Below are 21,630 nucleotides of genomic sequence, written 5' to 3' on the forward strand. Positions count from 1 at the left end.
TCGACGCATGAGCGTGCATGTGAAGGTCGCGGAACGACTGGCTGAACAGGAAATCGCCGACGTTTTGAGTGTCGTGGAAGCGGCCACCGAGGCCGACGGCGTCCGCCCCCTTAACGAGCACGTGATGCTCCACCTGCGCTACGGCGGCGACGCCCGCGCACGCTCGCTCCTGCTCTACGACGACCAGACCTTGGCCGGCTACGCCCACGTGGACCCCACCGACGAGGTCGAGGGTCCAAGTGGTGAGCTGGTCATCCACCCGTCGTACCGCCAAAAGGGGCATGGCAAGCGCCTGCTCAGCGAGGTCCTGAACATCACCGACGGCCAGTTGCGCCTGTGGGCGCACGGAGATCACCCCGGTGCGGGCGCTCTGGCCGCTTCCATGGGGTTCGAGAGGGTTCGCTCCCTGTGGCAGATGCGCCGGTCGCTGTTCGCGCCCCTGGCGTCCTTTGAGATGCCTTCAGGGGTACGGCTGCGCGCCTTCGTCCCCGGCCGCGACGAGGAGGCCTGGCTCAAGGTGAACGCGGCGGCGTTCGCCCATCACCCCGAACAGGGGGCGTGGACGCTGGAGGACGTGCTGCGCCGGGAGGCGGAGTCGTGGTTCGACCCGGCCGGCTTCTTCCTGGCCTTCCGCGGCGACCGGCTCGTCGGCTTCCACTGGACCAAGGTCCACGGCTCCGACGAGCACGGCCACGAGCCGCTGGGCGAGGTGTACGTCGTCGGCGTCGACCCCTCCCAGCAGGGCACCGGCCTGGGCAAGGCGCTGACCGTCGCGGGCCTGCGCCATCTGCGCTCGCGCGGCCTCGCCCAGGTCATGCTCTATGTGGACGAGGCCAACGCGGCGGCGATCAGGCTCTACTCGGGTCTCGGGTTCAGCCGTTGGGACGTCGACGTGATGTACGCCGCTACTCCACGAGCCAGTGAAGCGCGAAGTACGACAGAGCCGCGACAAGAGCCGCGGCCGGAATCGTGAGGATCCAGGCCGTCACGATGTTGCCGGCCACCCCCCAGCGCACGGCCGACAGGCGCTTGGTGGCGCCGACGCCCATGATGGCCGAGGTGATGGTGTGGGTGGTGGAGATCGGGGCGCCGAAGCCGATGGCCGCGCCGTACAGCACGGTCGCCGCGGCGGATTCCGCCGCGAAGCCCTGCGGTGGGTCGAGCGCGATGATGCGCCGGCCCAGCGTGCGCATGATGCGCCAGCCGCCCGCGTAGGTGCCCAGCGAGATCGCTCCCGCGGCGGCCAGGATGACCCACTGCGGGATCGGGTCCGTCGGGGAGGCGTAGCCGCCGACGGTGAGCGCGAGGAAGATCACGCCCATCGTCTTCTGCGCGTCCTGCAGGCCGTGCCCGAGCGCCATGGCGGCGGCGGAGACGGTCTGCGCGTAACGGAAGCCGCGGTTGGTTTTCCCGGGCTGCGCGTTGCGGAAGATCCAATAGATTGCGATCATGATCGCGGCGGCGAGCGAGAAGCCCACCATCGGCGACAGGATCATGGGGATGACGACCTTCTCCACGACGCCGTCCCAGTGGACGACGCTGGCCGAGGCGAGCGCCGCGCCGATCAGGCCGCCGATGAGGGCGTGGCTGGAGGAGGAGGGCAGTCCGAAGTACCAGGTGACCATGTTCCAGGTGATCGCGCCGATGAGGCCGGCGCAGACGACCACCAGACCGTGGGAGCCCTGTGGGGCATCGATGATGCCTTTTCCGACGGTCTGCGCGACCTGGGTTCCCAGGTGGGCGCCGATGAAGTTCATCGCCGCCGCCATGAACAGAGCCGCCCTTGGGGTGAGGGCCCTGGTGGAGACCGAGGTGGCGATGGCGTTCGCCGCGTCGTGGAAACCGTTGGTGTAGTCGAAGATCAACGCCACGATGACCACGCCGACGACGAGGGCGAGCGTGAGGTCCACTTAGCTTTCCTTGACCGCGATCGACTCGATCGTGTTGGCCACGTGCTCGAAGGCGTCGGCGGCCTCTTCGAGACGGTCGATGACCTCCTTCATCTTCATGACCGTGAGCGCGTCGTACTCACCGCTGAAGAGCTTGGCCAGAAGGCGCCGGTACACCTGGTCGCCCTGGTTCTCCAGGCGGTTGACCTCGATCCAGTACTCGTTCAGGTTCTTCATCGAGCGCAGCCTCGGCATCGCCTCGGCGGTGAGCTCGGCTGCGCGTTCCAGGACCTCGACCTGCCGGATGACGTCCTTGGGCAGGTGGTCGATCTGGTAGAGGACGATGAGGTCGGAGGCCTCCTCCATGAAGTCCATCACGTCGTCGAGGTTCGAGGCGAGGCGGTAGATGTCCTCGCGGTCGAATGGGGTGATGAAGCTCTCATTGAGCCGATTCATGATCGCATGAGTGCGTTCGTCACCGGCGTGTTCGCAAGCGCGCATCTTCTCGGCCAGGGCTTCCCGGTCCGAGCCGTCGCTGATGATCTCCACTAGCAGCCGGGATGCCGTGACCAGGTTGTTCGCGGAGTCGGCGAACAGGTCGTAGTAGCTGTCCTCACGAGGCGTGAGACGCAGGCGCACGTCGTTCTCCAGATGTGCGGGGATGGTCCGTGGAAGAGAGTACGGGTTACCAGGCAAAATGCGAACTTCATGTCCCCTTCATCGTGTGGCTACCCTCCATCCCTTGCCGGACACCGGCCCTGCGGATAGCTTGATCACCATTTTGCCGACGTCCGCTTTGCTGGTTTTTGAGCCACTTATGGCTCATCCTGGTGACATATGCGGCCAGCCGCCGGTGTGTTGGGAGATCGAGCCTTCCGTCTGCTTTGGTGCAGCCTCACCGCATCTGTGGCGGCTGACTACATCTTTCCCATAGCCGTGGTGATCTCACTCGTCCGGGGTGGGTACGGCGCCGCCGCCATCGGCCTCGTCCTGGCCGGACGCCTGATCGCCCTGGTGGGCTTCGCCCTCTTCGGCGGCGTATGGGCGGACCGGCTCCCCCGCCGCGTCGTCATGGCCTGCTCCCAACTCGGCCTCCTCGTCATCGCGCTCGTCGTCGCGATCTGGCCGCTGGCTCCGTTCATGGGGGTCGCCGTCTTCCTCGGCGGGCTGTGCGAGGCGTTCTTCCGCCCTGCGTTGCAGGGCGTCCTGTCAACCGTTCTTCCTGAACGGCACCGCCGTACCGGAATCGCCATGACCAGCGTCTCCCTGCGCGGCGGATCGCTGCTCGGGGCGTTCACCGGATCGGCCATCGTCGTCGCGTGGGGCCCGTGGGCCGCCTTCTTCGCCGCCGCCCTCGGGTTCGGCATCAGCGCCGGGCTCATCTGGCTCATGCGCGAACCCGTTCTGCCCGCCCAGCCGCGCCACCGCCTCATGGACGAGATCCGCCAAGGCATGCGCGAAGTCTGGTCCCGGCCCTGGATGGCCGCCGTGATCGCGGTGCTCGCCCTCCACCAGACGCTCATCGTCGCCCCGGCCCAGGTCCTGCTGCCGGCCACCGCGTCCAAGCTGCAGTGGAACTTCCTGCCGCTGCACGAGGCCGACGCCATCTACGGGCTGTCGCTGGCCGCGCTCTCACTCGGCGGGCTCATCGGGGCCGTCATCGCGCTCCTCGGGCCCAGGCCTCGGCCAGGGCTCACGGCCATGCTGGGGCTGCTGCCGTACGGGCTGGTGCCCTTGTCGCTCTTGACCTCGACGACGCCTTGGCCGGTGTTCACGTGCTTCCTGCTGGCCGGGGTCGGGCTGGAGGTCGCCGCCATCGAATGGGTCATCGGCATGCTGCGCGAGGTGCCGCCGGGACGGCAGGCCCGGGTGGCCTCGCTGGAATGGGTGGCGGTGCTCGGGCTGACGCCGTTCGGCCTGGTCGCGACCGGTGTGCTCGTGGACACCGTCGGGGCCAGGCCTGTCTTGCTCGTCAGCGCGCTCGCCGCGGTGCTGCCGCTGGTGGCGCTGATGATTCCCGGGCTCGTGGAGCTGCGGTCTAAATCTTGGTCCGGTGAAAATTCTTGAACGAGCGCGACGGGGTGGGGCCGCGCTGGCCCTGGTAGCGGGAGCCGTACTTCTGGGCGCCGTACGGGTGCTCGGCCGGCGAGCTCAGCCTGAACACGCACAGCTGGCCGATCTTCATGCCGGGCCAGAGCTTGATGGGGAGCGTGGCGACGTTGGAGAGCTCAAGGGTGACGTGGCCGCTGAAGCCCGGGTCGATGAAGCCGGCCGTCGAGTGCGTGAGCAGGCCGAGGCGGCCGAGCGAGCTTTTGCCTTCCAGACGGCTGGCCAGGTTGTCGGGCAGGGTGATGACCTCGTAGGTGGAGGCCAGGACGAACTCGCCCGGGTGCAGGATGAACGGCTCGTCACCCTCGGGTTCGACGAGACGGGTGAGGTCGGGCTGCTCGACTGCCGGATCGATGTGCGGATATTTATGGTTTTCGAAGACCCGGAAAAATCGATCAAGCCGGACATCGATGCTGGACGGCTGGATCATGTCCTCATCGAACGGCTCCAGGCTGAGCCTGCCGGAGTCGATCTCGGCGAAGATGTCGCGGTCTGAAAGCAGCACGTAGAGCAACCTACCGTGGTTGCGGGGGTGGGGCGGGGTTGCTTGGGGACGGCTGGTTTCCGCTACAGTGGGGGGCGCGGCGTTCGGCCGACGCGGGTGTAGTTCAATGGCAGAACATCAGCTTCCCAAGCTGACAGCGCGGGTTCGATTCCCGTCACCCGCTCCAAAAGGCAAGGTCTTCGCTCCCGAGGCGCTTCGCGCCAATTAGCTCAGGCTGTGTTCAGTGGGGGCGCGGCCCCCACACCCCGCCCACTGCTCGGGCTTCGCTCTTGGGGGCGCTTCGCGCCTATAGGGCTCAGGCTGTTCTTCCAGTCGAGCCGCGGGCTCGACCCCTGAAGGTCCTCCCTTCGGTCGGGCGCCCTTCTCGGCCCACCCGTTGCCCAGCCAAGTGGTCAGCCAGTTGGATCCCACCCTGGCTCAAAGGTGCTCCGCGCGCCCTTCTGAAGAGCTTGCGCCATGGCCAAGACAGGCGCCGACCGCAGGCACACACCCCAGGCAGCGCCTGCTGTACGAGCTACAGCAAGCCCCCGCGTTGAGAGACACGACGACACCGGACACCCCATGTCAGCGCCGCCGCGTCCGCCTATCGAGCCTTGCCGCGTAGTAGTGCGGCCCAGAGCTTGTCGGCGTCGTTGAACGTCCAGCGGAACGTCTCGTGGATCCCCGGCTCGGCCTTCTTGCGGCTGGTTCGGCGAGTGTGCGCCTGGCCTCCCGCGTGGCACAGCTCGTACACCGTGGAACGGCAGTCGCAAGTCCAAGCGACCACCCGAACGCGATCTTCCCTGTCGACCGCCCCGCGCCAGCCGATCTGTGTGTAGCGCTCCTGCGCGGGAGCGACATGAGGGCTGAAGCACTCCGACAGGACGATCACGATGCTCGCACCGATCCTGTGCCCGAGCATGGCAGGCAGGTCGCTCGCTGTCGTCCGCCACGACCGGCATGGGCCGTGCCCTCCGCCACCAGGGCGCGACGCAGGCTCAGATACTTCCACCCTCGCCCCGAACACGATCCACATTGCGCTGCCACAGAGCGAGGACTTCCCGATCACCTGTCACGTCTCGACCGCGCACACGTCCCGCTGGTGATCACCACGTCTCTGAATCGTCCCGGGTTCGGTGGAGACTTTGGTATGCCCCGTGTTGGGTGGAGTCGTGTTGCTGGACTTCAAGCCGGGCTTGGAGAGCCGCCAATCGCTGCCCTCTGACGAGAGGGTTGCCAGGCTGATCACAAAGTGCCGTGATTGCTAACCAATCCGAAAGCTTGAGCGTGGCCATAGATCGATCATAGGAAGCCTCCGGCGGGGGGCTCCGGCTCCGGGATGATCGCCGCGTTGCGTCTGAGGTCCGAGAGTGGCTGAGGTGGAAGCCTGATCATCCCGCCCGCCATCGACCCGGGACAAGCCGAGCAGCCCAGGGCCATGGGGCCAAGGTCGTTCGTCCGGTGGGGGTTCTGGTTCACATTTCGTGATTTGGTGACGGTGGGTGATCGAGTATGTGATCATGTTCGTGGTGCGGTCTCAGCGATCTTGAGGTGGTGTTTCCGCATCTGCGCGGCATTGTCATCGATCGGCTCGATCGGGTATCCGGTGTCCTGCAGATCTCGGGCCGTTCAGTCAGCCCGACGGCGGCCTGTACGGCGTGCGGTGTCGGTTCGTCGCGGGTGCATAGCCGTTATGAGCGCCGGTTGGATGATCTGGCGGTCAGTGGCGAGCAGGTGCTGATTCGTCTGATCGCCCGGAGGTTCGTCTGCCTCAACCCAGCCTGCAGGCGAAAGACCTTCGCTGAACAGGTGCCGGATCTGACGCGTCGACATGGACGACGCAGCCAGTCGTTGACCGCGAGTTTGGAATCGATCGCGCTGGCGCTGGCCGGCCGCGCCGGTGCTCGTCTGGCCAAGGCGCTGGGTTTGCCGGTCAGCAGGACGACGCTGCTGCGTTTGATCCGCGCGCTCCCGGAACTGCCCGTTACCGCGCCGGTGGTGCTCGGAGTGGACGACTTCGCCTTACGCCGCGGCAAGGTCTACGGGACCGTCCTGGTGGACATGGACACCCGCCGCCCGATCGATCTGCTGATCGGCCGGGATGGGCACACGCTGGCCGCATGGCTGAGTGCCCATCCCGGAGTCGAGGTCATCTGCCGGGATCGGGCGGCCGGCTACGCCGAGGGCGCCGGCAGCGCGGCACCCGAGGCCATCCAGGTAGCCGACCGCTGGCATCTGTGGCACAACCTCATCGAAGCCGTCGAGAAATGCGTCATCCACCATCGCGCCTGCCTGCGCGAACCCGCCCCGCCGGCTGAGCCGCACGGACACGCCGAGCACGAGCAGGCACCGCACCCGGTCACGGCCGGAATCGAGATGGAGACCCGGCTGAACACACGCATCCGCGAGCGCTACGCGCTGATCCAGGAGCTCCTCGCCCAGGGATACGGCATCAAACCCATCGCCCGCCAACTCGGGCTGGCACGCGGCACCGTCCAGCGCTACGCCCGGGCTACCACAGTGCAAGACAAACTGACCCAGGCCGCCCGGCCGAGCAATCTCGACGCCTTCAAGCCCTACCTGCACGAACGCTTCACCTCAGGCACCACCCGCCCTATCCGGCTGTTTGAGGAGATTCACGCCCAGGGCTACAGCGGCAGCTACCACAATGTCCGCGACTACATCCGACGCCTGCGCCTATGGGCCCAGACCCGCCCAGAATCCGCGCCGCCTCCACCCATCCACGCCGTCGTCACCTGGATCACCAAACACCCCGACAACCTCGACCCCGACGACCAGCAGGCACTCGACCGGATTCTGAGCCGGTGCCCTGAACTGACCGTCCTCATCGAGCACGTCCGCCAATTCGCCATCATGATGAGCAAACGCCGCGGCGACCAGCTCACCCAATGGCTCACCCGGGCAGCAAGCAGCGATCTTCCCGGCCTGAACTCCTTCATCCGCGGCATCGAACGAGACCGCGCCGCGGTCACCGCCGGACTCACCCTGCCCTGGAACTCCGGCCCCGTCGAAGGCCACGTCAACAGAATCAAAATGCTCAAACGCCAAATGTTCGGCCGAGCCAACTTCGACCTACTCCGCAGACGAGTCCTGTCCACCACGTGATCGCACTCACGCTCCGCAACCGATCACGGAAACCGAGCCAGAACCCGGTAGGGCGCTCCACCTTGACCCCATGGCCCTTGCCCGCTTCCCTTTCGGGCGGGTCGACGGCAGGCGGGGTGATCATACGAGGCGGCGCGAACGTCCGTTCAGGAAACTTGCGGATCTCCCCACACAGCCCTATCTCCATCTTGAGGACAGGTCGAGGACTCCTCTCCCACGCGATGAATCCTTGACATGAGGACAACCCGAAGTCCGTCCTCTACCTTGAGGTCGAGATGCCTTTCTTGGCCAACCGCAAGGTCATGGTCGGCGATTTTTCTTCCGTCAAGAAAGACCATGAAACGTACAGCAATACCGGACCGCGTTGTATCAGCAGGGGCGATCGTTGCTCTAAGGCGGCGATATTTTCTGTCGAGATTATAGCCAACTTGAAAGTCGGTCGAGCAGTCATCATAGCCCAAGAAGATTCCGTGCTCGTAGGCCTTAGTGTTCGCTTTGTGCTCACTTGCTTCAATCCGACCCTCAATGATTTGAAAGTCGCGAAGATAGGCAACGCTGACTCGCGCCTGGCTAGTTGATTTATGGGTCGCGCTTGGATCTCCGGAAGAATCAGGCTTCTCAGAATGGTCAGCTGCCGGCGAAGAGCTAGCGGTTGAGTCAGTCGCGTTACGGAACTGGAGCCAGCCCGTTGCGAATGCTCCTACCGCGGCGATAGCGGCGGCGAGGACGGTTGCAATAGCCGTAACCACCGCGGCCTTGAAGGCGGAGGAGTCGCGACCGGCTTCTGGGGTTCTCTCGACTGGCATAGGGACTCCGTTGGGGGGCAGAGAGTCGGTACGAGCATGATCGGAGGATCATCTTCGATCCAACTCTCAGCGTGCCAGATGCGTGCCAGAACGGACGACAAGTCAAGGCCATTCAGGGACACTCACGGTCACTCGTCACGCCTTGACCAGGACCTCGGTTATCCCAGCTCACGACACCAAGATCAGTAGCCAGTTCAACATTCTCCTCATCGACCGGGCAATATGCGTCGTCCAGCCCTACCTCCCGCAGGCGCGCGGCGTCGACTCCCCTACGTTTGTGATCACCGACAACACCGCCGCGGAGGGGCTGTTCCCCGTCTTCGACCAGGTGTTCAACGAGATGTGGGAGCGGAGCAGACCTGCATGATCATAGACACCCGAACGCTTCTCCCGATCGCCGAACAAGCCGTCACCATCGCCAGCGCGATCATCCGCACCAAGCTGCCCGGCATCATCACCGCCAAAGGCGACCGCGACATGGCCACCGAAGTGGACTACGCCGTCGAACAAGCCGTGCGTGAATTCCTCACCGCCGAGACGCCCGAGATCGGGTTCCTGGGCGAGGAGGAAGGCGTTGCCCATCTCGGAACCGGTCTCATGTGGACACTCGACCCAGTCGACGGCACCGCCAACTTCATGCACCGTCTCCCCCTGTGCGGGGTCTCCCTGGGACTGGTCGATAAGGATGCCCCGACACTTGGCGTAATTGAGCTGCCATTCCTCGACGCGCGGTACAGCGCAGCCATCGAAGGCGGAGCCAAGCTCAACGGCGAACACATCCGCGTCAGCGACACCAGTGACCTGGACGCCGCAATCGTGGCTCTCGGCGACTATGCAGTGGGCACCAACGCCGAGGCGAGAAATCGGCCACGACTCGCACTCACTCATGAACTCGCCGCACGGGTACAGCGAGTGCGTATGTTCGGCTCAGCCGCCATCGACCTGGCTTGGGTCGCAGACGGCAAGATTGACGCCAACATCATGCTCAGCAACAACCCTTGGGACACAGCCGCTGGCGTCCTCATCGCCAGAGAAGCCGGAGCCGTAGTTGTCGACACCGACGGCAGCCCTCACACCATGAACGCCCGAGCCACCATCGCGGCCAGCCCCAAGCTCATCGCAGACCTCGTCGAGCTGATCGCCGAAGCACAGAGGCCTTTTCAACCCGTGGCGGCGGGGGTGCTGATCACAGCATGATCGCGAGCTAAGCGTTCGCCTGACGACGTGAGAAACCCCTGGTAGATGGATTGATCACCACAACCAGATCCGTCACAACCAGGGGCCTCGGATGCTGTTCTATCGTGCCGCCGTTGATTTGTCGCGTGCAACGCTGAACTACGTCGCCGGAGTGATCCGCCGGCGCCGGCGGGCGATCGGATCGGCCTGGCGACTGCTCAACCCGGGACAGCAAGCACTGCTGGTGCTGGTCTACCTACGCAAAGGCGAGACGTTTACCGAGCTCGGAGTCGGGTTCGGGGTCTCGACGGCGACTGCGTGGCGGTATGTGGAGGAGACGGTGACGCTGCTGTCGGCCCGCTCGCCAAAGCTCGGCCAGGCGCTGCGCAAAGCGAAGCGGGATGGGCTGCACTACCTGGTGCTGGACGGCACGCTGATCCCCATCGACCGGATCGCCGCCGACCGACCCTACTTCTCCGGCAAGCACCGCGTGCACGGGAGTCGGGTCGCCCAAGGGATTTTCACCCCTGGGCTCCCACGGAACGGAGCATGACAGTCTCCCGTCACTCCGCTCTTCTCATCTCATCCTTCCGGTCTCGGCCATCCAGGCCCAGTGTCTGAAGAGGCGGGGCGCCCGTTGGACGAGTGCGAGCCACCACTTCCTGAAGCGTTTGAACGTCCGGAGCCGTTTGTACTTTCGGCGCGCCCAGCGCATCAGGTAGGTGTTGATGCGTTTGAGGAAGGGGCCGAGCTGTGACCGGTAGAACCGGCCGTAGTAGTTCATCCAGCCCGCCACGATGGGGTTGATCGCTTTGGCGAGCTCGTTCAAGTCGAGCCGGGTGCGCAGGTGGATCCGCCAGCGGCGGAGCCGTCGCCCCATCTCCTTGAGGGCCTGTGGGCTGACCGCGGGCAGGAACGAGGAGAACACCCCGCCGTTCCTGGCCTTGGCCGCCCGGGCACGGAAGGTGAACCCGAGGAACGTGAACTCGGTGTGCTCATACGAGCCCGGCCGAACCCGGTCCCTGCAGTACACGATTCTGGTCTTGGTCGGATGCAGTGACAGCCCGACCTCCGCCATCCTCTCGGAGAGGGCAGCCAGGACCTGGCGCGCCCGCTGTTCGGTGACGCAGTGCACGACCGCGTCGTCGGCATACCGCTCGAACTCCACGTCCGGGAACTCCCGGGCGAGAAAGAGATCGAACGCATAATGCATGAACAGGTTGGCCAGCACGGGTGAGATCGCCGATCCCTGTGGGGTTCCCAGATCTCGTTCGCGCAGGGTGCCGTCGGGCAGTGCCAGCGGGGCTTGCAGCCATCGCTTCACATACAGCAATACCCAACGCTGCTCGGTGGTGATATTGGCCTCGACTGCCTTGACCATCAGGTCCCACGGCACGGAGTCGAAGAACTTGGCGACATCGAGATCGATCACCCAGTTCTTCTTCCAGCACCGCTGACGGCACGTGGCCACCGCGTCCAGAGCCGAGCGGCGCGGCCGGTATCCGTAGGAGTCAGGATGAAAGATCGACTCCGTGCGGGCCTCCAACGCCATCGCCGCCACGGTCTGCGCGACCCTGTCCGCGACGGTCGGCACCCCAAGTATCCGAGTCCCCCCGCCGTGCGGCTTGGGTATCTCCACCGCCTGCACCGGAGGCGGAAAGTAGGTCCCCGACGACATCCGGTTCCAGATCTTGAACAGGTTGTTCCTCAGATCCTTCTCGAAGTCGGCGATCGACTGCCCGTCCACCCCGGCGGCGCCCTTGTTAGCCGCTACTCGCCTATACGCCTCCCACACCAGCTGCTTCGGTATCTTGAACGGCTTGTCCTTCGGGACTGACTTGCTCACTCGTCTCCTCCCAGCCCTTCACAGGGCTGGTTGCTCGTGCGAACAACTCCAGATGAGCCGGCCCCTTCGCTCCACCCCGATTACCGAGGTTTCATCACTACTACGAGCCGGTCCGCCAGCACGCGCCGCGACGGTACTCAACGCCTCGCGGTTTCCGCCGCTCGGCGTGCTCCCTCTCGCCACCCCGCACCACCCCGGGCACGGGCACGCCGTTTCAGCGCGCACCTTCCCACGTTCCGTACGGACGCCGCAGGCCGGGCTCGCGCCGCCTTCATGCCGGGCACCGCCTGGCCAGCACTACGGGTCTCCGCCAGGCTCATCCCGAGGCACATTCACCGCCCCGGTTTCGATGCCACCTTCCAGTTACGACACGTCCTCAGCGGTTCGCTCACGCTCGCCTTCCCGACCCCCACCTGACGCATCTTCCGCGCCTTTTCCTCATCGCTCACCACGACGGTCTTCAGCCAACGCAGCATGAGGCGGTTTGACGCCTCCCCCCGCAGGGCGACGCCGAAGGGCCAACCTTCATCATCCGCACAGCACCACATCGAGAGATCGGCCTACCGATCAACCCCTCTCCGTGCTCGTGGCACACTGAACATCCAGGTCATCGCCTCACCGGACGGGGCTGTCCTGTGGACCTCCGGCGCGCTGCCCGGTAAGACCCATGACCTGAGCGCCGCCCGCATCTGGGGCATCCTGCGCGCCCTGAAGCAGGCCGGGATCGTCACCCTGGCCGACAAGGCGTATCAAGGAGCCGAAGGCCCGGTCCGCACCCCCTACAAGGGCAAGAACAAACCCGGGTCCCAGAAGCAGGCCAACCGCTCCCACGCCCGCCTCCGCGGACCCGGTGAACGCGCCAACGCCCAGCTCAAGAGCTGGCGCATCCTTCGCAAGCTACGATGCAGCCCCTCCAAGGCCGGTCATCTGTGCAAGGCCATCGCCGTCCTTCAGAACCACCGTGTTGCCCAAGCCGCCTGAGGATGAAAAGGGGTCACAGAAGGCAGCCAAGGCATAGCACTGCCGCATTGTTCTTGTAGGTATCAAGGCGGGCGCACGCGCCGCCGCGCGGCCCCGAGCTCGCGGCCGCGCGCTGCACGTGCGCCTGGAGGCCCTTCTCGTGCGCGCCCGCCACTCGGGTCGCACATTATGCAAACGCCGCCAGGATGTCCATTGAGCCATCCTCCGAGTTGCTGATCGTCAGATAGACCTCTTGGCCATTCAGCTCAGTCCTTACGCCGTCGATCCCGTCGACACAACGCGGGCACCCATCCTGTGGGTCATCGATTCGGTCCCACCCATGGGCGAGAAACTTCTCGAAGATCTGGTCGCTAGTCATGGTGCGGCTTGCTTTAAAGACCAGAGAACCGCTGCTTCCGGAGTCACAGTCGTCCTCTTCATTGACAGTCTCAGCAATATTTCTTGGAAGAAGGTTCGGAACGATCTGCTTGAGTTCGTTAATCTCCTGCTTTGCCCGTTCCTCGCATATCGGCCCGCAGCCGGTTATTGAGACAGCTAAGACGATACCCACCGTGAAGACTGCACAGGTTCTCGCAAGACCATTCATAGTCCTTGACTCCAGATAGTCGCGGGGCAGCGGTAGCGAAGCGGTTGAGATGGCCGAGAGCTACGGTCCCAGCCGCCAGACCCGCCAGGCCCACATCGGAGCGCACATATGCTGCCCTAACGATCGACTGCTGTTGGCTGGCCGACGAAGGTGGGGGCGATCGCCGGTCCCCTGGGCATCGTGGCTTGCCTGCCCGTTCCATCGGCGGATATCGGGAACTCAGGGCCACTCGACCGGCACACGAACAGGTCAGTGTTTCCCCTGCTCAGACATTATGATCTTGAAAGAGTTCCCAAGCTGACCACACGGGTTCGATTCCCGTCACCGGCTCCACATTTCGAGCGCGGCAAGCCGCGTATTGGATCAGGTGCGCGACGTTCTGAGCCTTTGGCACGTGTACCGCTGATCGGGATCTCCGAATTCCATGCCGTTCTCATCGAGAGCGTTGTAGATCGTCAGACGGCCGTGCGGGAAGAGGAATCCGACAGCCACCATCCCTTGCGCCATGTCGTCACCCGTCCACTCAAGAAGTTCCACGGCTTGCAGTCTCTGTCCCTGCAAGCTCGCCAGTTCGTCAGGCTCGCGCCCTCGCCATGTCAGTCGGAATCCTCCCCCTGTCCAATCCAGCGGCCGGGCCGGATCGACAGTGTTCCACGTGATCGAAATCTCATCGAGCTTCTGGTGGACGATCTCGACTTGCTCACCCTCGAAGTCCAGCAGGACCGGGCCATCGGAGAACCAGACATCCTCGTCGAGGTCCCACATCAACAGGGCTCGGGTCAGCCTCCTCCCTTCCAGCAAGGCCAGCCTCCCTTCGTGAGCGGTGGCAACTACCGAACTTCCGCTCAACCACACAGGCCTGTATCCGCTGATCCCAAAGTCGAACATCTGGCGATCATGCCAGGAGCGCGCCGCCACGCGGCCCGCGCATGCCCGCACGCTGAGCCCTGGCGCCGCACTCACGATCTTGCGAACTGGATACTTAAGCGCCGGCGCGCGGCCTTGCTTCTTCCTGCTCTCTGGTCAGCTCATCTGGCATCTTTGGTGGTTCGTTCGCCGCCAGTTCCGAAGCCCTCGGGATGATGCTCGGACCTCAACGGCAAAAGACAATACGCCTCCGGCCGGGGATGATCGCGGCCAGTCGTGACCGGTGGATGGGTGGCTGAGGTGGAAGCCTGATCGTCCCGCCCGCCGTCGACCCCGGGACAAGCCCCAGCGGGCCGGGGCTATGGGGCTAAGGCTCGAGAAAGGGGATCAACCTAACCTTCGATAGGCCCGCGGACGAGCTGGGCGATCATCGGGGAGTCACGGGGACTCACGGTCACTCGACCGGCATATGCCCAGCTCAGCGTTTCCCCTGCTCAGAGCCCATGATCTTGAAGAGTTCCCAAGCTGACAGCGCGGGTTCGATTCCCGTCACCCGCTCCACCCATGTTCATGAGCGATGTCACCCTCACTCTGTACCCTCTATAACAGGGATAGGAGCAAGCCATGACAGCCCAACCGCAGGACTTCACCCCCGCAGGCGCGTCCATGCCGGACAAGAATCTCCGCTCCATACGCGCCGCGCTTGTGGTCCCACAAGATCGGGAGGCGTTCGACGCTGGGCTCAAGGCCGTACTCGACGAAGTCAGGGTCAGCCTCGACCTCGGAGCGCTGAGCGCGTTCGTGCACCGCTGGTGGATCTCCGCCTGCGACTCGGTGAAGGATCCCGAAGGGCGGCGGCAGATGCACATCCGGGCTGAGCAAGTCATGGCCGGCGAAGCGGTACAGCAAGGAAAGCCATGGCGTGAGATCTTGTCCGCGCGCGGAATCGACGTGTAGGTGTACAAGCTCGCCATCGATCCGATAGCCGAAGATCAGATCGCCGCTCCCCCCGATGAAGGCCCTTCGACCGCTCGCGGAGTTGTTCACCCTCCTGGAAACCGCTCCGTGGAGCGGCGAGCCGTACAACTCCGCCAATCCCAAAGCGAACATGCTCACCCACGCCTTCGGTGAACGCGGTCTGGCAACCTACATCGTCCTGGAACGACAGCGCGAGACCTACCTAGTGCCCTTTTTGAGGCCCCACCCGTTGCCCAGCCAAGTGGTCAGCCAGTTGGATCCCACCGCTTCGCTCCGCACGTTCCTCTAAGAGCTAACGCCATCAGCTAAGCCACGGCCGAAAGGCGGGTGCGAACACGGCCTCCAGGGCAAGCCCCAGGCAGCACCTGTCAGCCAGATCGACACCAATCTCCTGACTCCCGAAGGCATGGGCTGATCAGCACCCGCTCGGCAACAGATCGATCATCAGGGCTGAATGATCGACAGGCCCAGAACCGTCAAAAGGATCAGCGTGACCGCTCAGCCTCTTCGAGGCCAAGGGCGAACTGGCCGGCCTGAGCCGGAAGCTCGAGGCAGGGCTCGGCGATCGCCTGAGGGGGCTGAGTGGCTTCCCACGTACCCAGGACCTCGATTCAGGGCTGCAATCGCGATCGTGAAGCACCTGTTGGGCGGCCCAACGCCATCCGGCGCGGCGCACCCGCCGTAGAGCGTCTCGCAAGTGGCAGGGATCGAACCTCGCAGAGCCGAGCCTGCTCCTCCCATTGAGCGATAGTCACTTAAGCTATCAAGTTATGATCTACGAACATGCCGGCTTCTTGATAGGTCGAGTTCCTAGATGGAACGGGGTGGCTCGAAGCATAGGGCCGCGACCTTAGAGTGCCGTCGTGCGGATCTTATGGGCGACTCTGACCGCGATCGTACTGGTGCCGCTAGCCGGCGGCTTCTATCTGATCATGAGCCCGGTTTGGCGTGACAATGCTCGGCTCAACGACCTGCGAGAACGGGTTCTCGCTCACCCTCTCCCGCCCAATACAAGCGGCATCTATCCGAAAGATCCCGAAGCGACCTTCGGAAAGAACCTGACTGGCGGGAGCGGAGACTACTGCGATTACCGCGTACGCCTGACGCTTCAGACCGCACTCACCCAAGAGGAGATCCGCACGCACTACCGCGAAGCGAAGATCCCTGGAGCTGTGCACCAGGCACAGATCTCCCTGTTCTTCGAGGAGGAGGGCAACGCCGGCGGACGCCGGGTCATCGTCGAGGTGTACGACAGCCACAACAGCGATTGGGATTGGCGCTGCACCTGACCTACCCGACCGGGTAGGCGTCCTCCAGCTCGTGACGATCAGCAGGGAGCAAGATCTCGACCACCACGAGCGGGGCGCCGGAGGCTGAGGTGCCCAGCAGATTCCGGACAGTCGGCTCCATAAGCTGACAGAAGTCCGGAAGAGGTAGGTACGTGACGAGGCGTCGTAGGCAGTTCTCGCCGGAGTTCAAGGAAGAGGCCAGGGCTATGGGGCGAAGGCTCAAGCAAGGGGATCAACCTAACCTTCGATAGGCCCGCGGACGAGCCGGGCCCGGCTTGGGCGCATCAGCCATACGGCGGCGGCGAGCGTGAGTACCCAGCCGATCACTTCGATGAGCAGGTGATCCGTTGCGGTGGGGACGGATTGCAGCAGGAACACCCGGACGCTGTTGATCGCTCCGTGCGTCAGGACCGCGGGCCAGACACTTCCCGACTGCCAGCGAAGTGCGAGCAACAGCGGCGCCCACGGCAGCATGCCCGCGTAGTAGATGACGAGGTCCCAGAATGGGCGATCACCGATGACGGCCAAGACCGGCAGGTGCCAGACGATCCAGACCAGGCCGCTGACAAGGGCCAGCCGCCAGAATCCCCAGGACGCGGCGCGCGTCGCCAGCCAGCCGCGCCAGCCGAACTCTTCGCCGATGGCGAAGACCGACTGCATGAGGAAGACCGGAACGATCCATATGGACGCCACGAGGATCTGGTCAAGCGGGTTGAGCGGCCAGATTCCCAACGCCAGTGCGATGGCGGTTTGGATCGCGGCGATCGCGGCGATGAGGCCGATCCCGATGCCGGCCCACTTGGGTGTGCCGCGCCACCTGGTGGCGAACGTCTCCCGGAACGTTCCGGGTCGTCGGGCGAGCCACATGATGATCGCTGCGAGCAGCGGGGTCAGTTGCAGGATCGGAGTGATCAGGTTGTTGAGGTCCGTCGAGACGAGCCGGAAGACCATCGGAATGGACAGCGCGAAACACAGCAGGACGGCGATCGCGAAGAACCACGTGACGTCGGCAGTGGTTGATCTGGCGGGACTGGAGCGCGTGGGGGACGTAGTCATGATGACCTCGTTTCGTGCGGGCGCGAGGATCTAGCTCGATGAACGTGCGGTGATCTTGGTGTGGCGCGGATCGGCCATCTTGAACTCGCGCAGCATGATCACCGTTGCTGTCATCGACTCGCTCAAGGACGCGATGCGGGACGGCGTCCGGGGCGTCACCGCGTTGTCGTCCTCGTCTCGGCCGCGGACGATCGTCTCGACCGACCACCCGTCGATCACGGCCGCGGGTACGCCCGGCGTACCGTAGGCGGAGCGGTGGTCGTCGGTCAGCTCCTGGTCACCGGCATAGGCCGGGGCTGTCCAGCCGACGAGCATGACGACGCTGAGAAGTATGAGACGTGGGAAACGCACAATCTCGAAGCTAGGCCGGGCGGCATCGGTCCGTCCTCACCCGAAGGGGTGAACCGGGTACCGCCCGCCAGGATGGACTTCGTGGCGAGCGACGAGCTCATTCGCGTAGGCGTGGATCACCGTGTCCATGTGGTCGCGCAGGTACGGCCGTTCAGGGCGGTCGCCCTCCGCATCGGCACCCGCCGTACGAGATCGAGGATCGTCGCGGCCACCCACCGGGGCCGGCGCCGATGTCCCGGAGGTGACGTCGCGCACGGTCGCGGCGGGCATGACGTTACGTGCGCACGGTTGAGGCCGTGATTGGTGCCTTTCACGTGTACGTGCGGAGCTCGATTTCTCCAGGTCGGTGTCCGAGAGTTCGCGGACCCCTGCGTTCCATCTCCCGTAAATCTCATCGCTTCTGGTCATTTCCGCACGCTACAGAGCACGGAGATCTGGCTGTACGCCGTCGCCGTCCGTGGGGCGCGAGAACGTACCGCACCGGGAGATGACGCTGGAGGCTACCTGAGACCGCCGCGAAGGCTGATCGTTGCGGCACGCAGATGCCGAGTTCAGGACGCGATTTCGGGTCGTGCCGATGAGTTTTGTGCGGACCCGCGGTCTATACGGCTGGAAACGCCTCAGCGTGGGAGGAAGCATATGGAGGCAACGATGAGCGTCGGTCCCAGGGTGTTGGTGGCGGGGGCGAGCATCGCGGGGCCCGCGCTGGCCCACTGGCTGCGCCGGTGGGGGGCCGACGTGACCGTGGTGGAGTGGGCTCCCGAGCTGCGTCCCGGCGGACAGGCGGTGGACGCGCGCGGGGTCGCCAGGGAGGTCATCGGGCGCATGGGGCTGGACGCGGCGGTACGCGCGGCGTGCACCGACACCGCCGGCGCGCACACGGTGGACGCGGACGGGCAGGTGCTGGAGACCTTCCGTGTCGACGACGACGGCGGCGACGGGTTCATCGCGGACATCGAGATCCTGCGCGGGGACCTGTCCCAGGTGCTCTATGACGACACCCGCGACGGCGTCGAGTACGTCTTCGGCGACCGAATCGCGGAGCTCACCCAGGACGCGGACGGGGTCGACGTGGTCTTCGCGGGCGGGAGCCGGCGGCGCTTCGACCTGGTGGTCGGGGCCGACGGGTTGCACTCGGCGCTGCGCGCGATGGTCTTCGGGCCGCATGAGCGGTTCCTTCGCCATCTCGGGCATGTGCTGGCTTTTTACAGTGTGCCCAACGAGTTCGGGCTGGACCGCTGGCTGCTTGAGTACCAGGATCAGGAGTCCGGGCGCTCCGCCCTCCTGCGGCCCATTCAGGACGCCAGCCGGGCGATGGCCATGTTCTACTTCTCCTCGGCCGGCTTCGACGTCGACTACCGTGACATCGCGGCCCAGAAGGTCCTGCTGCGTGAGCGGATGGCGGGCCTGGGCTGGGTGACTCCGGGCATCCTCGCGCACCTGGACGACACCCCGGACTTCTACCTCGACCAGGTCGCCCAGGTGGTGATGGGCCGCTGGTCGAGTGGCCGGGTGGGGCTGCTCGGGGACGCGGCGTTCAGCTCCTCGCCGATGTCGGGGCAGGGCACCGGGCTGGCGCTGGTCGGCGCGTACGTGCTGGCCGGGGAGCTGGCCGCCGCCGGATGGGATCCTGACGCGGGGTTCGCCGCCTACGAGGCGCGGATGCGCTCGTTCGTCGAGGCCAACCAGGAGATCGGCCGCCTGAACGCCCGCAGCCGCGACGTCCCCGGGCCGGACGCCGAGCCGCGCCCCGATTTCGCCGGCGAATGGTTCGCCGAGCTGGTCGGGCGCGCGATCAACGGCGTCGAGCTGCCCGACTACGCGGGCGTGCCGGACCCTGCCGGATCGCCACCCGCCTCGTCGGCCAAGCGGTAGACACGGCCGGACAATCTCCGCTCAAGCCGCGTAGTGCGCATTGGAGCGTCAGGTGCCGCCCGTGCGGACCTTCGGCTGGTCCAAGGGCGGGACGAGTTTCGCGGTACGGCGTGCGCCGGCCTCGGCATGCCCCCGATGCGATCGACGATTTCAAGGCCGCCGACACATCCTGCGGATGCCCGATTTCGAATAGAGCTGGCCGGGGTTCTCCGGTGTCCCGACCAACGCAGGAGCAGAAATGCAAGCTGACATCTCCCGCCCTACCCGCCGCTGGGTCCGGCTGCTGGCATCCCTGGCCGTAGCGACCGCCAGCCTCACCGTCGCTGGTGCCGTCAGTACAGCGACACCCGCGAGCGCCTGCTGCTTCGAGGGCCGGCATCCCGATGAAGATGGGTTCGTGGTCGTCGAACGCCCCGGTTTCGGCAACTACGACTATGTCTACAACAGCGGGCGGGTCCGGGAGTATCGCAACTTCACGTTCTTCCGCGAGTATCGCCGCTGACGACGAGCGTCCGTTCCCGCCGGCAGTCTGTCAGCGGGGGCGGGTGCCATACCGCGGTGGACGGCGACTGCCCGGCCTCACCGTGATCGTCGTGCGATTAGTCGATCACGGTCACGCAGGAACGGATCATTGTTGTTTCCAATCTGACAGCATCAGGCTTCGGGCTTCAGGAAGTACTGGACGGCGGCGTCCGTGGTTTTCAGCACTGCCGGGTCATAATGTGGCGCGGGCCATATCTGAAGGTAGTGGTCATCTACCGCGCAGCGCTCTTCATCCCTTCCTCGGAGGTGGTATCGCAAGCGGTATGTACCGGGACCAGAAAGCAACGGGGCAAGGTTGTGCGCCTTTTCATCGTTCCAGTCCATGAGCCATCCCACCAGGAAAAGCTTGCCGGACGGGGACTCAAAACTGATCTCTACGATGTCCTCATAGCCGTCAAGGTCAGCGCCTGGATCCCGGTCGGCGGCAGTCACCGTGAAGGGAATATCCCCCCACTGCGTGGCGATGTTCAGGCTCGCGAGACCTCTCTCCTCTAATTTGATGAGCCCCGCGGTGTGGGTCCGTGAGTCGGCCGACTTATAGTCCCCGCGATCCATGAGATAGACCTGACCACAGTCCTCGACCTCCACGACCATCCGCCTCGTGCGCACGACAGGAGATTCGTCTCTGCTCATGGACGGGGAGCATAGAGTTCTTCCACGACAGTTTCGGCTGCCGGGCGGCACAGAGCGGCTTCCGTGCCAGATACGTGTCAGAGTCATGGTCCGAAGGGTTGCGCCGGTACGCCGGGCGTCCTCACTGAGGGCCGGAGCGGACGCGCCGATTTACCAGGACGATCAGCGCTGTCTGGATAACAAGCATCGCCAGCGCGATCAGTCCCGACACGGCGGACATCTGTTCCTCCGAAAGCCCACCACCACATTCCGTAATGTTGCCGCCGTCGTATAAGAACACGCAGTTGCGCCCCAGGATCGCAACAACGGCAAACCAGTTGGCCAGGAGAAGAGGGACCGCGCCCAGCAAAAGGGCCGGCGTGAGGGATTTCGACTTGCCAGCCGCTGGGTTCATCGTCGCCACCGCAGATCGGAGACGCCCACGCCACTCACATCGGGGTTCACATCGAACACCTAAGCACGAGCGAGCCATCGCGTGCCAGGGAGCCAGCTCTTACCTGCGCCCTGGTTTCGCAGCGCGGCAAGGCGAAGTCTGGAGCTCAAATCCGCTGGGCACGGGACTGGATAGGCGCCCTGGTGCGGCTCAGGCCGGCCATGGCGCCGCCGAGCACGCCGTACAGCCGGCCCTGCGGGCCGTCGTCAACGGCGGAAAGGCCACAACGTAAAGGTGCGGCGTCGCCGGCCAAGGACGCGACGGACCAGGTCCTTGGTGATGTCGTTCCGGCGCCGGACGTAGCGAATCTCGACGTACACCTCCTCAGGCGTGAACTTTGGGTGCTGGGCGGCAACGTCGCGGATGTATCGGGCCTTGGCCTCGTCGGGGTTGGAGTCTGCTCGTGGGATGCGGCGTTCGAGGGGCCGACGTATACGCCGGCCTGATTTGTCGAAGTAGACCACGCATACCTCCCAGCACCGGATGACTCGACGCTAAAAATGCACGGCATGCAGGTCTATGACCGAATTGTGCGGGACTGTGACGTCGAATGACATGTTCCTGCCAGCCCTAAGCTGTCGGCTGCCATTGGAGGTGAGAGG

At 64.9% G+C, this 21,630-nt stretch carries 23 protein-coding genes, 1 tRNA gene and 2 pseudogenes; 13 read left to right on the forward strand and 13 right to left on the reverse strand.

Features of this window, described 5'->3' with window-relative positions:
• Positions 1 to 7 precede the first annotated feature (7 nt).
• Positions 8 to 973, forward strand: coding sequence for a mycothiol synthase (gene mshD, locus ACFWYW_RS20195; RefSeq protein ID WP_379626194.1), 966 nt, complete (start codon positions 8 to 10; stop codon positions 971 to 973).
• Here mshD and ACFWYW_RS20200 read toward each other — a convergent pair.
• Both ACFWYW_RS20200 and ACFWYW_RS20205 read right to left on the reverse strand, forming a co-directional pair.
• Complete coding sequence (locus tag ACFWYW_RS20200; RefSeq protein ID WP_379626196.1) at positions 906 to 1,910, reverse strand: anion permease; 1,005 nt, start codon at positions 1,908 to 1,910, stop codon at positions 906 to 908. The genes mshD and ACFWYW_RS20200 overlap by 68 nt on opposite strands.
• Positions 1,911 to 2,528: a DUF47 family protein gene (locus tag ACFWYW_RS20205; protein WP_184958320.1), complete on the reverse strand. Its 618-nt coding sequence runs from the start codon at positions 2,526 to 2,528 to the stop codon at positions 1,911 to 1,913.
• A gap of 198 nt (positions 2,529 to 2,726) precedes the next feature.
• On the opposite strand from ACFWYW_RS20205, the gene ACFWYW_RS20210 reads away from it, so the two are divergent.
• The gene (locus ACFWYW_RS20210) at positions 2,727 to 3,956 is read left to right on the forward strand and encodes an MFS transporter (protein ID WP_379626199.1); all 1,230 of its coding nucleotides are present in this window, start codon (positions 2,727 to 2,729) and stop codon (positions 3,954 to 3,956) included.
• On the opposite strand, the gene dcd is transcribed toward ACFWYW_RS20210, so the two are convergent.
• The gene (gene dcd, locus ACFWYW_RS20215) at positions 3,928 to 4,503 is read right to left on the reverse strand and encodes a dCTP deaminase (RefSeq protein ID WP_379626201.1); all 576 of its coding nucleotides are present in this window, start codon (positions 4,501 to 4,503) and stop codon (positions 3,928 to 3,930) included. The two genes, ACFWYW_RS20210 and dcd, sit on opposite strands and share 29 nt — an antisense overlap.
• A 92-nt stretch (positions 4,504 to 4,595) precedes the next feature.
• On the opposite strand from dcd, the gene ACFWYW_RS20220 reads away from it, so the two are divergent.
• Positions 4,596 to 4,669: transfer RNA gene (locus tag ACFWYW_RS20220), tRNA-Gly, on the forward strand.
• Between the two features lie 417 nt (positions 4,670 to 5,086).
• Here the strand turns inward: ACFWYW_RS20220 and ACFWYW_RS20225 are convergent.
• Positions 5,087 to 5,404, reverse strand: coding sequence for a hypothetical protein (locus tag ACFWYW_RS20225; RefSeq protein ID WP_379641028.1), 318 nt, complete (start codon positions 5,402 to 5,404; stop codon positions 5,087 to 5,089).
• A gap of 632 nt (positions 5,405 to 6,036) precedes the next feature.
• Between ACFWYW_RS20225 and ACFWYW_RS20230 the strand changes: the two genes are divergently transcribed.
• Positions 6,037 to 7,608, forward strand: coding sequence for an ISL3 family transposase (locus tag ACFWYW_RS20230; RefSeq protein ID WP_379626205.1), 1,572 nt, complete (start codon positions 6,037 to 6,039; stop codon positions 7,606 to 7,608).
• 146 nt (positions 7,609 to 7,754) lie between these two features.
• On the opposite strand, the gene ACFWYW_RS20235 is transcribed toward ACFWYW_RS20230, so the two are convergent.
• Positions 7,755 to 8,414 carry an NPCBM/NEW2 domain-containing protein gene (locus tag ACFWYW_RS20235; RefSeq protein ID WP_379626207.1) on the reverse strand — a complete coding sequence of 220 codons (660 nt, stop codon included), beginning with the start codon at positions 8,412 to 8,414 and terminating at the stop codon, positions 7,755 to 7,757.
• 82 nt (positions 8,415 to 8,496) lie between these two features.
• On the opposite strand from ACFWYW_RS20235, the gene ACFWYW_RS20240 reads away from it, so the two are divergent.
• From ACFWYW_RS20240 to ACFWYW_RS20250, 3 genes and pseudogenes are all read left to right on the forward strand, one after another.
• Entirely contained in the window at positions 8,497 to 8,781 is a 285-nt protein-coding gene (locus tag ACFWYW_RS20240) for a DUF5919 domain-containing protein (RefSeq protein ID WP_379626209.1), read from the forward strand.
• Positions 8,778 to 9,611 carry an inositol monophosphatase family protein gene (locus ACFWYW_RS20245; RefSeq protein ID WP_379626211.1) on the forward strand — a complete coding sequence of 278 codons (834 nt, stop codon included), beginning with the start codon at positions 8,778 to 8,780 and terminating at the stop codon, positions 9,609 to 9,611. Before ACFWYW_RS20240 ends, ACFWYW_RS20245 begins: the two co-directional genes overlap by 4 nt.
• A 91-nt stretch (positions 9,612 to 9,702) precedes the next feature.
• Positions 9,703 to 10,089 (forward strand): annotated as a pseudogene (locus tag ACFWYW_RS20250) (transposase family protein); the annotation flags it as partial.
• Positions 10,090 to 10,167: 78 nt separating this feature from the next.
• Here the strand turns inward: ACFWYW_RS20250 and ltrA are convergent.
• Entirely contained in the window at positions 10,168 to 11,436 is a 1,269-nt protein-coding gene (gene ltrA, locus ACFWYW_RS20255) for a group II intron reverse transcriptase/maturase (RefSeq protein ID WP_379626213.1), read from the reverse strand.
• 474 nt (positions 11,437 to 11,910) lie between these two features.
• Here ltrA and ACFWYW_RS20260 point away from each other — a divergent pair, with 474 nt between their 5' ends.
• The gene (locus ACFWYW_RS20260; RefSeq protein WP_379626215.1) at positions 11,911 to 12,417 is read left to right on the forward strand and encodes a transposase family protein; all 507 of its coding nucleotides are present in this window, start codon (positions 11,911 to 11,913) and stop codon (positions 12,415 to 12,417) included.
• A 166-nt stretch (positions 12,418 to 12,583) separates the two neighbouring features.
• Here ACFWYW_RS20260 and ACFWYW_RS20265 read toward each other — a convergent pair whose 3' ends face one another.
• Entirely contained in the window at positions 12,584 to 12,967 is a 384-nt protein-coding gene (locus tag ACFWYW_RS20265) for a hypothetical protein (RefSeq protein WP_379626217.1), read from the reverse strand.
• A gap of 399 nt (positions 12,968 to 13,366) precedes the next feature.
• Positions 13,367 to 13,891 (reverse strand): hypothetical protein, encoded by a 525-nt coding sequence (locus tag ACFWYW_RS20270; protein ID WP_379626219.1) that lies wholly within the window; start codon positions 13,889 to 13,891, stop codon positions 13,367 to 13,369.
• 603 nt (positions 13,892 to 14,494) lie between these two features.
• Between ACFWYW_RS20270 and ACFWYW_RS20275 the strand changes: the two genes are divergently transcribed.
• The 3 genes and pseudogenes from ACFWYW_RS20275 to ACFWYW_RS20285 all read left to right on the forward strand — a co-directional run bounded on the left by ACFWYW_RS20275 (position 14,495) and on the right by ACFWYW_RS20285 (position 16,137).
• Positions 14,495 to 14,827 carry a DUF6247 family protein gene (locus ACFWYW_RS20275; protein ID WP_379626221.1) on the forward strand — a complete coding sequence of 111 codons (333 nt, stop codon included), beginning with the start codon at positions 14,495 to 14,497 and terminating at the stop codon, positions 14,825 to 14,827.
• Positions 14,828 to 15,357: 530 nt separating this feature from the next.
• Positions 15,358 to 15,483, forward strand: a pseudogene (locus ACFWYW_RS20280) (hypothetical protein); the annotation flags it as partial.
• 228 nt (positions 15,484 to 15,711) lie between these two features.
• Positions 15,712 to 16,137 (forward strand): hypothetical protein, encoded by a 426-nt coding sequence (locus tag ACFWYW_RS20285; protein WP_379626225.1) that lies wholly within the window; start codon positions 15,712 to 15,714, stop codon positions 16,135 to 16,137.
• Between the two features lie 237 nt (positions 16,138 to 16,374).
• Here the strand turns inward: ACFWYW_RS20285 and ACFWYW_RS20290 are convergent, their stop codons facing one another.
• Entirely contained in the window at positions 16,375 to 17,193 is an 819-nt protein-coding gene (locus tag ACFWYW_RS20290) for a type II CAAX prenyl endopeptidase Rce1 family protein (RefSeq protein ID WP_379626227.1), read from the reverse strand.
• A 30-nt stretch (positions 17,194 to 17,223) separates the two neighbouring features.
• A complete protein-coding gene (locus tag ACFWYW_RS20295; protein ID WP_379626229.1) occupies positions 17,224 to 17,544 on the reverse strand; it encodes a hypothetical protein in 321 nt (106 codons plus the stop codon).
• Positions 17,545 to 18,195: 651 nt separating this feature from the next.
• On the opposite strand from ACFWYW_RS20295, the gene ACFWYW_RS20300 reads away from it, so the two are divergent.
• Both ACFWYW_RS20300 and ACFWYW_RS20305 read left to right on the forward strand, forming a co-directional pair.
• Positions 18,196 to 19,419, forward strand: a complete 1,224-nt coding sequence (locus ACFWYW_RS20300; protein WP_379626231.1) for an FAD-dependent monooxygenase — start codon at positions 18,196 to 18,198, stop codon at positions 19,417 to 19,419.
• A 238-nt stretch (positions 19,420 to 19,657) separates the two neighbouring features.
• Complete coding sequence (locus ACFWYW_RS20305) at positions 19,658 to 19,921, forward strand: hypothetical protein (protein ID WP_379626233.1); 264 nt, start codon at positions 19,658 to 19,660, stop codon at positions 19,919 to 19,921.
• A gap of 152 nt (positions 19,922 to 20,073) precedes the next feature.
• Here the strand turns inward: ACFWYW_RS20305 and ACFWYW_RS20310 are convergent, their stop codons facing one another.
• The 3 genes from ACFWYW_RS20310 to ACFWYW_RS20320 form a co-directional block, all read right to left on the reverse strand.
• Positions 20,074 to 20,595, reverse strand: coding sequence for a hypothetical protein (locus tag ACFWYW_RS20310; protein ID WP_379626235.1), 522 nt, complete (start codon positions 20,593 to 20,595; stop codon positions 20,074 to 20,076).
• Between the two features lie 121 nt (positions 20,596 to 20,716).
• Positions 20,717 to 20,998 (reverse strand): hypothetical protein, encoded by a 282-nt coding sequence (locus tag ACFWYW_RS20315; protein WP_379626237.1) that lies wholly within the window; start codon positions 20,996 to 20,998, stop codon positions 20,717 to 20,719.
• A gap of 236 nt (positions 20,999 to 21,234) precedes the next feature.
• The gene (locus ACFWYW_RS20320) at positions 21,235 to 21,492 is read right to left on the reverse strand and encodes a hypothetical protein (protein WP_379626239.1); all 258 of its coding nucleotides are present in this window, start codon (positions 21,490 to 21,492) and stop codon (positions 21,235 to 21,237) included.
• Positions 21,493 to 21,630 lie beyond the last annotated feature (138 nt).

It is taken from the genome of Nonomuraea sp. NPDC059023 (assembly GCF_042740095.1).
In the GTDB taxonomy this organism is placed as follows: Bacteria; Actinomycetota; Actinomycetes; order Streptosporangiales; family Streptosporangiaceae; genus Nonomuraea.